Annotated in this window: 7 protein-coding genes and 1 pseudogene; all 8 read right to left on the bottom strand. The window is 66.8% G+C overall.

Translation table 11 applies throughout. From position 1 onward, the window contains the following. Window positions 1-2 precede the first annotated feature (2 nt). Window positions 3-2,070, bottom strand: a pseudogene (locus ACQVLG_RS19840) (TonB-dependent siderophore receptor). Between the two features lie 94 nt (window positions 2,071-2,164). Further along, window positions 2,165-3,910, bottom strand: a complete 1,746-nt coding sequence (locus ACQVLG_RS19835) for an ABC transporter ATP-binding protein (protein WP_474290726.1) — start codon at window positions 3,908-3,910, stop codon at window positions 2,165-2,167. After that, complete coding sequence (locus ACQVLG_RS19830; protein WP_474290725.1) at window positions 3,907-5,643, bottom strand: ABC transporter ATP-binding protein; 1,737 nt, start codon at window positions 5,641-5,643, stop codon at window positions 3,907-3,909. Before ACQVLG_RS19830 ends, ACQVLG_RS19835 begins: the two co-directional genes overlap by 4 nt. Next, a complete protein-coding gene (locus ACQVLG_RS19825; protein WP_474290724.1) occupies window positions 5,640-6,425 on the bottom strand; it encodes an ABC transporter ATP-binding protein in 786 nt (261 codons plus the stop codon). Before ACQVLG_RS19825 ends, ACQVLG_RS19830 begins: the two co-directional genes overlap by 4 nt. Further along, complete coding sequence (locus ACQVLG_RS19820) at window positions 6,422-7,273, bottom strand: FecCD family ABC transporter permease (RefSeq protein WP_474290723.1); 852 nt, start codon at window positions 7,271-7,273, stop codon at window positions 6,422-6,424. Before ACQVLG_RS19820 ends, ACQVLG_RS19825 begins: the two co-directional genes overlap by 4 nt. Before the next feature lie 216 nt (window positions 7,274-7,489). Then, window positions 7,490-8,614, bottom strand: a complete 1,125-nt coding sequence (locus tag ACQVLG_RS19815; RefSeq protein ID WP_230540773.1) for an ABC transporter substrate-binding protein — start codon at window positions 8,612-8,614, stop codon at window positions 7,490-7,492. Between the two features lie 111 nt (window positions 8,615-8,725). Further along, the gene (locus tag ACQVLG_RS19810; protein ID WP_474290722.1) at window positions 8,726-10,780 is read right to left on the bottom strand and encodes a TonB-dependent siderophore receptor; all 2,055 of its coding nucleotides are present in this window, start codon (window positions 10,778-10,780) and stop codon (window positions 8,726-8,728) included. Window positions 10,781-11,057: 277 nt separating this feature from the next. Next, the gene (locus tag ACQVLG_RS19805; RefSeq protein ID WP_474290721.1) at window positions 11,058-11,936 is read right to left on the bottom strand and encodes a hypothetical protein; all 879 of its coding nucleotides are present in this window, start codon (window positions 11,934-11,936) and stop codon (window positions 11,058-11,060) included. Window positions 11,937-12,012 lie beyond the last annotated feature (76 nt).

Here is a 12,012-nt window from a genome sequence, read left to right as displayed (position 1 = left end):
CCTTAAAAACGGTAATGGGCATTCAGGGTCAGCGTGCGCTCGGCCCCCGGCGCCACCCACAGCTGGCTGTAGGAACTCGCATAGTAGCTGCGGTTGAACAGGTTTTCCAAGTTCAAGGCCAATCGCAGTCTGGCGTTGGGCGCATATGACGCCAGCAACCTGGCCGTCGCGTAGGCCGGCAGGGTAAATTGGCTGCTGACGGCCACGTCGCCCAGGCGCTCGCCCACATACTGCACGCCGCCGCCCACGCTGGCCGTGCCCGTACCCAGCGCGCAACTGCTGCGTGGCGATCACGTTGGCGCTGTGGCGCGGCACGTTGGCGAAGCGGCTGCCCGTCACGATCGTATTGTCGCCGCGTGTGACGGTGGCGCTGGTGTAGGCATACGCGCCCGAGACGCGCAAGCCGCGCGCCACTTCGCCCGACACGTCCAGCTCCAGGCCCCGGCTGCCCACCTCGCCCGCCGCGATGGCGAAGTCCGTGTTGGCGGGATTGGTCGTCAGCACATTGCGCTTGCGGATGTCGTACACGGCCACGGTGCCCGTCAGCTTGCCCGTTTCCAGCTTCGCGCCCAGCTCATACGAACGGCTGCGCTCGGCCGGGAACGCCTGGTTGGCGATGCTGATGCCGCTGTTGGGCCGGAAGCCTTTCGCCGCGCTCGCGTACAGCGACCATGCCTTCGATGGCTGATAGACGAGCCCCGCGCGGGGGCTGGTGGCCGACAGCGACTGGCGACTGCTGACATTCAGGCGATTGTTCGTCACGTCCTGCGTGTATGTATCGTGGCGCACGCCGACCAGCGCCTTCCATTGCGCGCCCAGCTCCAGTTGATCTTGCGCATACAGGCCGCGCGCCCGTTGCCCTTCCTGCGTGTCGATGGACAGGGCCAGCGGAGCGGCCTTGCCGCCATACACGGGATTGAAAATATCGATGGCATAGGCATTCGCGGCCGATGGATTGCGCCGCAGCTGCACCCGATGGTCGTCGAAATGATAGGCATCCACGCCGGCCAGCACTTCGTGCGCCAGCGCGCCCGTTTTGAACTTGCCCAGCACCTCGACGCGGGCGGAGACGTCGGTGGCCGAGAAATCGCGGTGGCGGCGCTGGCGGTTCAGGGTGCGGCCATCGGCCAGCAGCTTGTTCGCCTCGGTCGAATAGCCGCGCAATGCACTGTCGCGGTAGGAAACGCCCGCCTGCAGCGTCCAGTCATCGGACAGCGCATGGTGGATAAACAGCTGCTGGCCCAGCGACTTGACCGTCATGGGGCCGTCGTCGCCCGGTTCGCCCAGGAAGCGCGAGACAGGCACGGCTCCCAGCTTGCCGTTCACCGCCACTACGCCCCGGTCGAACGGCGCGCGCTGGCGCACGGCTTCGATCTCGTAGGACACGGTCGTATGCTCGCCCGCCAGCCAGAGAAACGAAGGCGAAAACAGGCTGCGCTCGACCTTCACCGTATCGCGGAAGCTGTGCCCTTCCTCATGCGCGGCGTTCAGGCGGTAGGCGACGGTCTCACTCAACGGTCCCGTCAAGTCCAGGGCGGCGCGGCGCGTCTGAAAACCGCCCAGCGATACATCGGCGCCGTACTCGGGCGCGAATTTCGGCTTTTTCGTCGTGATGTTCACCGTGCCGCCCGGCTCGCCCCGGCCGTACAGGGCCGACGCGGGGCCTTTGAGCACTTCCACGTTCTGCGTATTGCCGCCGTCGCGCAGGCCGTTGTAGCCGCGGCTGGAACTGAAGCCGTTGACCATGTAGTCGGAGCCGAAATTCGGGTCGCCCGTGAAACCGCGCATGGCGTAGCTGTCCCACAAGCCGCCCAGCGGACTTTGCCTGGCAATGCCGCTGGCCAGGTCCAGCGCGCCGGCCAGGGTCGTCACGCCCGCATCGCGCAGCAGGTCGCCCGTGAGCACGCGCACGCTTTGCGGCAAGTCCATCAATAAAGCGTCCGTCTTGGTGGCGCCCGTGGCGGACAGGCTGCGGTAATGCTGGCGCTCGGCGCTGACAGTGACGACGTCCTGCACAGCGGGTCCGTCCGCCAGTGCCAGCGGACTGGCAGCGGCCAGCAGCAGCGCCATCGGGCGCTGTAAAAAGAGGCACATGGGGATTCCTGAAAGAGAATTAAATGCAAATGAATTGCATTATAAATGATAATTCACTCTCAATAAAGACCTACCCCTCCAAGTGCCATCCCGGTGCCTGGCCCGCCTGGCGCTGCATGCCGCTGTACACGCCGCCCTGCCGCAGCAATTGCGCATGCGTGCCCCGTTCGACGATGCGCCCTGTCTGCATCACCAGGATCTGGTCGGCCTGAGCGGCAATCGCCAGCCGGTGCGTGGCGACCACCACGGCATGGGCGCGCGCCAGGCCGGCCAGGGTGGCGATGGCGCGCCGTTCGCTGATGGCGTCTAGCGCCGACAGCGGTTCGTCGAACAGCATCAAGGGCGCGGGTTTCAACAACGCGCGGGCGAACGCCAGCCGCTGGCGCTCCCCACCCGACAAGGCCCAGCCGCCTTCGCCCACCACCGTGTCCAGGCCCTGCGGCATGGACTGCGCCAGCGATGCCAGGCCAGCCGCCGACAGGGCCGCCAGCAGATCCTGCGCCTGGACCTGCCGGCCCAGGCTCAGATTGTCGCGCAAGCTGGCCGGCAGCAGCCAGGCATGCTGGAACATCGGTGTTGCCAGTTGGGCCAGCGCGGCGTCGTCATTGGTCCGCATATCGACGCCGCTGGCCAGCAGCACGCCGCTGTCGGGATCCATCTGACGGCACAGCAATTGCAGCAAGGTCGTCTTGCCCGAGCCGGAGGCGCCCGCCAGCACCGTCAGGGAGCGCGGAGCAATCTCCAGCGAGACGGCATCGACGATGGGGCGTCCATCGCGCCGCACACAGACATGGCGCGCCTCGACGGCTGGCGCGTCCTGTTCCGGCACGCGGCAAGGCGACGCCAGCACGGGCAATTCCCGCTCCGCCAGCACGCCATCAAACTGGCGCAGGGTGTGGGCCACTTGTTGCAGGGCGGCGCCCGTGTGCACGACGGCGGCCATTGCCTCGGCCAGCACGGTGGCGACGATCAATGTCGCCAGCAGCGCCGGCACATCAAGTGCGCCAGCCAACACCTGGTGCAAGCCGATAGCCAGCAAGAGTGCATATGCCAGCTGCGCCGCCACGGTAAAACCGAGGGCGGCGGGGAACAGCAAATGCTGCGAACGCCGTTCCGCCTGGCGCTGTTCCTTGAGCGACTGTTCCAGCATGGCGCTGCCCAACGCGGACCGGCCCGCGGCGCGCAGCACGGGTTGCGCCGCGACATATTCCAGCACGCGGCCATTCGCCTCGGCGCTGCTGGCCGCCAGCGCCGTCTCGGCCCGGCTGCCACAGGCCAGCGCCCAGCGATACACGAATAACAAGGGTGGCATGGCCAGCAGCAGCACCGCACCAAGGCGCCAGTCGACGGCCAGCCAGAGCAGTCCTAGCACCAGCGGCGCCAGCACGGCATCAAACAGGGGCTGCAGCAGGTGCGCGGGCGCGCCCATCACGGCCATCACGCCGCCAGAGGCCAGCTGGCGCATATCGCCGGCGCGGCGCGGCGTGCACCAGGCCAGCGGCAGGCGCACGATTTTATCGGCCAGCCGCCGGTGCAGCGCATGCGCGCAGTGGGCACCGGCAGCATAGCCTTGCAATCGAGTGACATGGCGCAGCGCGGCGCTGGCCGCTGCCAGCAGCAGGAACAGTAGCAGCCATGCACCTTGCGCTTGCCCCGGCTGCGGCGCCAGCCAGCGCGCGCGCAGCAGCGGCAGCAGCATGCACAGGGCCAGCGCACCGAGGATACTGTTGGCCGCCATCAGCGCCAGCGTAAGGCGCAACTTGCCGGCGGCCGCGCCATCAAGCAGGCGCAACAGCAAACGCACGGTGGCGATCATGCTGTCACCTCGCCAACCCGGCTTTGCGCCTCCCATAGGGCCGCATACGCGCCCCGCGCGGCCAGCAGCTGCGCATGCGTGCCCAGCTCACGCAGGCGTCCGCCATCGAGCAAGGCGATCTGGTCGGCCTGCACGATGGTGCGCAGCCGGTGCGCCACCACCAGCACCGTGCGTCCCGCCAGCAAGGCCGACAGGCCAGCCTGCACCAGCGCTTCCGACTCGGGGTCGAGGGCCGCCATCGCCTCGTCCAGCACGACGATACGCGGATCTGCCAGCAGGGTGCGGGCGATCGCCAGGCGCTGCGCCTCGCCGCCCGACAGCGCCAGGCCTTCGCCCAGCAAGGTGTCATACCCTTGCGGCAAGGCCGTGATGCGGTCATGGATGTGCGCGGCGCGCGCCGCCGCTTCCAGCTGGACGTCGCTGGCCTCCGGCCGCCCCAGGCGGATGTTGTCGCGCGCGGACAGGCGCAGCACTTGCGTGTGCTGCAAGACAAACCCCACACGCGCATACAGCACGGCGGGATCGATCTGGCGCACGTCGACGCCGCCGATGCGCACGGCGCCGCCCGTCGCGTCCCACAGGCGCGGCAACAGCATGGCCAGGGTCGACTTGCCGCCGCCCGACGGCCCCACCAGGGCTGTCACGCTGCCCGCAGGCAGGCATAAATCGATGCCGTGCAAGACGTCGGCGCCGCCCGGGTAGGCGAACCGCAGCTGTTCAAAACGCACATCGTCGCCAGCAGGCAGCAACGGCGTCTGCGCCTGCGGCATCGGCGCCTCGGCCAGCAAGGCGCCGATCCTGCGCGCCGCCGCCAAACCTCCCTTCAAGTCATCGGCGCCGTGCCCCAGCGCGGCCACGGGCGCGCACAAGGCCATGCCCAGCAAGGCAAACGGCAGCATCTGCGCGGGCGCCATCGCCCCCGTTTGCGCACCCAGCCAGGCGCCACTCACGACAAAAGCCAGCACGACGGGCGGCGACAGCAGCACATCGACCAGCGCGCCCATGCCGCCCCAGCGCCGCACCCAGGCCAAAAACTGCCGCGCATGGCGCGCCGCCACGGCTTGGAAGCGTGCTTGCGGCAGTGTCTCCTGCGCATACGTCTTGAAGACGGCCATGCCCTGCACCAGTTCCACCATCGCAGCGGCCAGTGCGCCGCCAGTGCGCTGCAACTGCGCCTGTCCCGCACGGAAGGCTGGCGCGGCCATGCCCCGGTAGCGCCACCAGGCCAGGGCTGGCGCGACCAGGGTGACGGCCGTCATGCGCCAGTCCGTCTGCAGCAGCCAGGCCAGGCATGCCACGGGCGCGACGACCACGGCGGCCAGGTCGGACGGCGCATGCGCCACCAGGCGGTGCAGCGCCGCCACATCACGCTGCACGATTTCATTGACCTTGGCCGCATTGCTGCCCGCGTACCAGCCCAGCGGCACCCTGGACAACTGGCGCGCCAATTGCAGGCGCAACTGGCACTGCAAGTGTGCATCGGCCAGGTGCGTCAGGTGCAGGCCCAGCGCCGTCGTCAGTTGACGCAGGCACAGCGCCGCCAGTGCCAGCCACAGCACATTCCAGGCACGGCCGGCATCGACATCCGAGGCCAATAGCAAGGCGCCCAATTGCGCCATGGCGATGTACGGCAGTACGCCGCACAGGGCGGCCAGCGCCTGCAGCGCGCCAGCGCCCAGCAAGCGGCCCCGCACGGGCGCCAGCAAGGCCGATAAATCGCGCCAGTCGCTCACAATGTTCCCTCCACGCAGACGACGGCAGCCGTATCGAGCTGGCGTACCGTGGCCCGTACCCGGTAGACGCGCGCGATCAGGGCGGCGTCAATCACGGCATGCGGCGCGCCCGACGCCGCCAGCACGCCATCGTGCAGCACCATCACCTGATCGGCACAGCCCAGCGCCAGGTTTATGTCGTGCAGGACGATGACGGTAATCAAACTATGTTCGCGCGTGGCGCGCCGTATCGCCTCGATCACCTGGAACTGGTGATACAGGTCCAGCGCGCTGGTGGGCTCGTCCAGCAGCAGCACCCTCGGCTGGCGCACCAGCGCCTGGGCCAGGCCCACCAGTTGGCGCTGGCCGCCCGACAGCGCCTCGACCTGGCGACTGGCCAGGGGCAGCAAGTCGAGGCGCGCCAGCACGGCCTCCACCCTGGCCACAGCGCCCGCATCGACCCTGGCGCCCAGCCAGCCTTCGCTGCGCCCCGCCATCGCGGCGCTGAGCACAGCCTCGAACACGCCCAGCCGCGTGCGCGAGGGCAGGCTTTGCGGCAGGTACACCATGCTCTGCGCGCGCCGGGCTTGCGGCCCGCAGGCCAGGTCCACGCCATCGAGCAGCACGGCGCCCTGCATCGATTGCAAGCCGGCGATGCCGCGCAACAGGGTCGACTTGCCGGCCCCGTTCGGGCCGATCAGCGCAGTCACGCTACCCGGCAACAAGGGCGGCAGGCTGACGCCGCGCAGCACCTCGCGCCGTCCATACGCCACGCAGGCATTGCGCACCAGCAGGCCGCTCATGCCGCACCTCCGCGCTGGCGCATGACGATGAGCATGAAAAACGGGATGCCGACCAGCGCCGTGACGATGCCGACGGGGATCAGCACGCCGTCGATCAGCGTCTTGCTGCAAATCGAGGCCAGCGACAGGATCAGCGCGCCGGCCAGCGCGGACGCGGGCAACAGCAGGCGGTGATCCTCGCCCACCAGCAGGCGCGCGATATGCGGCGCCACCAGGCCGATGAAACCGATGGTGCCGACAAAGGACACGGCCAGCGCCGACAGCAGGCTGATACGCAGCAGGGACAGCATGCGCAGGCGGCGCACGTCGACGCCGAAGCTGCGCGCGCGGTCCTCGCCCATGGTCAGCGCCGTCATGGCCCAGCTGTCGCGCACGGCCCATGGCGCGATCACGGCCAGCGCCGCGGCCAGGATGGCGATCTTGTCCCACGAAGAGCGCGACAGGCTGCCCATGGTCCAGAACACCAGCTGCTGCAAGCTGTCCTGGCTGGCGACAAACTGCAGCAGCGCCACCAGCGCATTGAAGGCAAACACCAGCGCAATGCCGAACAGCACCAGGCTTTCCACGCCGAAGCCGCGCCAGCGCGTCAGCAGGTGCAGCAGGCCGACGGACGCAAACGCGAACAGGAAGGCATTCGCCGACACCACGTACTGGGGCGGCACCCCGGGCAAGCTCCAGTTCAGGACGATGGCCAGCGCGGCGCCGAACGAGGCGGCGGCCGACACGCCGAGGGTGAACGGGCTGGCCAGCGGATTGACGAGGATAGTCTGCATCTCGGCGCCCGCCAGCGCCAGCGCGGCGCCCACCAGCACGGCCATCAGCGCATATGGCAGGCGCACGTCCCACACGATGCCTGCTCTCCATGCGCGGCACGCCATCGGGCTGCAGCAGCACCTGGAACAGGCGGGACATGCCCATGCCGGACGGCCCCGTGGCGATGTCTATCGCCAGCGAGACGGCCAGCGCGCACAGCAGCGCGCCCACCAGCAGGACGCGGCGCACATGGCGCTGGCGGTACGCCCTGCCCGCCGCCATGGCAGGCAGCGCCTGTGTCAGCACGGCGCTCACGGCTGCAGGTCCACGAACAGTACGCCCGTGGCGGGAATCGGCATGAAACGGTGATACATTTCCAGGCGCGTGCGGACCGGGTCCAGGTCCGCAAACAGCTGCGGATGCAGCCACTTGGCCAGCGCCTGCACGGCCACCAGGTGTTCGGGCGAGTCATAGAACACATGCCACAGACCGTGCGCACGCCTGCCGTTCTTTTCGCGCACGGCGCTCAGCTGGGCCGTTTCCGTGCGCGAAGCCACGGCACGCAGGCTGCCGCGCGCCTGCGCCAAGGTGGCCTGGTAACCGAGGGTCACGCCCCCCTGTCCGCTGGCAAACACGCCCGTCGCCACATACACGTCGGGATCGCGCGACAGGATGTATTCCGGGTTCAGGGTACCGATGGGACCGGGGATCTTGCCGGCGCCGATATTCTCGCCACCGGCCAGGGCAATCATCTCGCCGAAATTGCCCGTGCCGGGAGAACCGCAACAGCCCTGCAAGCCCGCCAGCATGTCGACGAAGATGCTGGGACGGCGAAAGCCCGGCCTGGCCTGCGCCGCTTGCACGGCGCGCGCGACTTTACCCACTTGCTCTTCGTAAAAGGCGATGAAGGCGGCGGCCTGCGCCTGGCGGTCCAGCGCCTTGCCCATCAGGCGCATGCTGGGCACGGTATTGGCCAGCGGATGGTTGCTGAAGTCGACAAAGATCACGGGCACGCCGGCCGCTTCCAGCTGGCGCACGGCATCACTGCCCGGCGCGGGGCCGTGGCCGCCCGACAGGGCCAGGATGGCCAGGTCGGGCCGCAAGGACAGGGCTTTTTCCACGCTAAAACTGTCGGCCGAGGTGGCGCCCACCAGGGGCACCCGCTCCGCTTGCGGGAAGACCTTGCGGTAGGCCGCGTAGCCCTGCACATCGAGATGACGGAAATCGCCCTGCCAACCCGCCAGGCGGGCAAAGGGATTTTTTCCTTCCAGCATGGACAAGGTGTAGATCAGGCGGCCTTCACCCAGCACGATGCGCCGCACCTGGCCGGGTACGTTCACCGTGCGTCCCGCCAGGTCGGTGACGGTGACGGCTTCAACTGACAAACTGATGCAGGACAACAGCGCGGCGGCCAGCACGGATACAATTTTTCTCATGGCATCACCACGCATGCTTGACGGTCAGCAGCAAGCGGCGCGCATCGCCCGTGCTGCAATTGCTCGATGAACAACTATCGTAGTAATGCTTGTTGCTCAGATTCGTCACGTTCAGCGCCAGCTGCGTGCCCCGCAGGGATGGCGACAGCCGCAGCAGATCCAGGTCAGCAGCGCCAGGTCCGTCAGCAGGTAGGACGGCACGTCGATACGGTTGGCGGAGTCGGCCTTGGTGGCGCCCGTGTAGCGCAAGCCCAGGCCGATGCCCAGTCCCGCCAGCGGGCCTTGCACCAGTTTGTACTTGCCCCATACGCTGGCCATGGTTTCGGGCATGCCGACGGGGCGCTTGCCCACTTCATTGACGTTATTGCTTTTACTCACTTCCAGGCGGTTCCACGTGACGTTGGCCGCCACGTTGAAATTGCGCGTGAGATTGGCCAGCGCATCGAGTTCCACGCCATGCGATTTGATTTCGCCCGTCTGCAAACGGTTCAGCGAGTTGTTCGGGTCCAGGGTCTGCACGTTTTCCTGGCGCAGGTCAAACACGGAGGCCGTGAAAAATCCGTCGAAACCGGGCGGCTGGTATTTCACGCCCACTTCCGCCTGCTTGCCCTTGGTGGGGTCGTAGGATTTGCCATAGAAATCGTTGCCCAGCACGGGGTTGAACGAGGTCATCAGGCTGACGTAAGGTGCCAGGCCATTCTCGGCCAGATACACGGCGCCCGCCTTCCACGTCAGCGCATCATCCTTTTGCGACGGCGGCGTGACGCCGTCCAGCCGGTCGCGCGTGGACGTGTCCGACCAATCCTTGCGCACGCCCGCGCTGAGCACCCATTGCCGCGCCAGCTTGATCTGTTGCTGCGCGTACAGGCCGTACTGGTCCGAGCTTTGCACGGTGCTGGCATAGCGTTCGGGCGTGGGCAGCATATGGCCCAGGTAGACGGGCTGATACATATCAATCTCGGCGCCGGCCGGACCGCCATTGAGCACATAATCCTCTTTCGTGTGGCGGTAGTCGAGGCCCACCAGCGTCTCGAATTCGGCGCCGCCGCTGCGCCAACTGGCCTTGGCATTGTTATCCAGCGACCAGCTCTCGCCATCGATATCGAAGAAATAGGGCGTGCGGCGCAAAGTGCGCTGGTCGGCCAGCAGGCGGCCCTGGATGGTTTCCGTGATCAGGTTGACCCGCCCGTAGCGGGCCTTGGAATGGACGCTCCACACGTCGTCGATGCGGTGCTCCAGCAGATAGGCGAGCGAATACTGCACGCGGTGATTGTCCAGGCCCTTTTCGTTGAGCATCTGGTTGTAGGGAAGTCGGCCATGGCGGTTCGGCAACAGGGTGCCCTGGATGGGCGCCACCACGGCGGGCGGACCGAACTTGTCGCGCGTGTAGTCGGCCAGCAAGGTCAGGCTGGTGGCCGCGCCGGGACGCCAGCTCAGGGCGGGCGCGATATACACCTTGTCGTCCGGCACGCCTGTGAATTGCGAATCGCTATCGCGCAGCAAGCCCGTCATGCGGTAAGCCCAGTCGCTGCCCTCGCCCACGGGGCCACTCACATCGCCCTGCACCTGCTTGCGGTGGAAGTTGCCCGTCTGCAGTTGCAATTCCCGGTAGGGCTGGAACAGCGGCTGTTTGCTGATCTGATTGACGATGCCGCCCGGCGAATTCTGGCCATACAGCACGGAACTGGGTCCCCGCAACACTTCCACCGCTTCCAGGCCATACGGCTCGACCTTGGGCCAGGCTTGCACGGTGGTGCCGCGCAAGCCGTCGCGCAGCATGCCGTTGCTGCCCACGTCGAAGCCGCGGATCTTGACGTTATCGAAACGATCATAACGCTGCGACGCGGCCATCGACGGACTGGCCTGCACGCCGGCCGAGTAACGCAGCGCCTCGCCGACAGACTGGATGCCCTGCGCATCCATCTGGTCGCGCGTGATGACGGAAACGGAGGCGGGCGTTTCGATCAGCGCCGTATCGGTCTTGCTCGATGTCGTGCTTTGCGTGGCGATTTTCAGGCGCTGCGCTTCGATCGTCACGCCTTGCATGGCTTGCGGCGCATCAGGTGCTGCAGCGGCATAGGCGGCGCGGCAAGCCAGGACCAGCACGAGAGGAAGGGGAACGACGCGCACAAGGCGCGGCAAACGGTGGGGCTGCGAACGTGACATACGTAAATCCTTCCAGGCTTTAAATGAGAATGAATATCATTCATCATAGAATCCGGAAGCTCCGCTTGCTTTCGTTATCGGGCCTTCACCTTACGAAAGACGGAAAAGATGCAGCCGGCTAAGTAATCCTCGGGAAATTAGTGTGAATTTATAACGAACAGAACCGGATGCTATGCAAGGCGCTCGCTGCGACGCAGTGCGGGCACTGCTAGCAGTGAGCAAGCCTCGTCGGCCACCTTGCAGAGCGCTGGTTATGGCAGTCAGAAATCACAATAATTTATTGGGGGTTACTTAGGCACGCGCCAGCTGGCTGGGCGGCATGCCGAAACGCTGGCGAAACAAGGTGGAGAAATGCGGAATGGCATAGCCGACAAAGCACGCCACCTGCGTCACCGTATAGCCGCCCGCGCTGAGCATGCGATAGGCTTCCTGCAGACGGTAATCCTGTACGTACTCGAACACGCTGACGCCAAACAGCTGGCGAAAGCCGGCCGGCCGTCAGCTTCTTCACGTTCAAGCCGCTTAATCTGGCTATTTCCGGCAACCCCAGCGGCTGCTGGAAATGCTGCTCGGCCAGCTCGCGCGCCTGCTGCAGGCGCTCGATTTCGAAGGCGCTCAAATCGGCGCCGCCAGCGCCGCCCCGCGCCCGCCCCAGTACCCGGTCGCTGGCCACGGCCGCCATCTCCAGCGCCTTGCCCGCCATGTACATGTCGCGCACGGCGCCGTCGAAGGGGCACATCAGGATCTGCGTGGCGATGGCCCGCAGGGCCGGCGTGAGCGCCTGGCGCATCACCAGCACGCCATCACGGTGCAGCTGCTGGCCGCCCGTGACGGCCAGACGCTCCAGGTCGAAGCCGCTGCGCTGCGCATGGCCCGCGTCGAGTCCCACTTTCACGTAGCGCTGCAAGGTATTCGCCGCAAAGCGGTCGCAGCCTTCGTGGCGGCCCCGCGCCAGCACCAGGTAGACGCCCGCATCGGTGATGGCGAACGGCGCACGGCCATCCACGCTGCCGCTCAACTTGCCGTTCAGCGAGACGATGACTTGCAAACCCTCGAACACGGGCGTATTGACGGTGATGGGAGTGGGCGACAGCACGGAACCGGCCGACAAGGTCAGTTCGGAAGACAGTTGCCGCGTCCAGGCAGTCGATACCACGCCATACTCCATATGAGAATAATTCTCATTTATATTATCATAATGCGGCGCGGGTGGAACAGCGCCCGCAAGAGAA

The sequence above is a fragment of the Janthinobacterium sp. TPC_1 genome, assembly GCF_056037845.1.
Note: the sequence above shows the minus strand (reverse complement) of the source record. Positions and strands in the feature narration are given on the sequence as shown.

Coding starts and splice junctions, on each gene's coding strand:
- ACQVLG_RS19835 (WP_474290726.1), bottom strand. CDS start 3,910: ATGATCGCCACCGTGCGTTTGCTGTTGCGCCTGCTTGATGGCGCGGCC.
- ACQVLG_RS19825 (WP_474290724.1), bottom strand. CDS start 6,425: ATGAGCGGCCTGCTGGTGCGCAATGCCTGCGTGGCGTATGGACGGCGC.
- ACQVLG_RS19815 (WP_230540773.1), bottom strand. CDS start 8,614: ATGAGAAAAATTGTATCCGTGCTGGCCGCCGCGCTGTTGTCCTGCATC.
- ACQVLG_RS19810 (WP_474290722.1), bottom strand. CDS start 10,780: ATGTCACGTTCGCAGCCCCACCGTTTGCCGCGCCTTGTGCGCGTCGTT.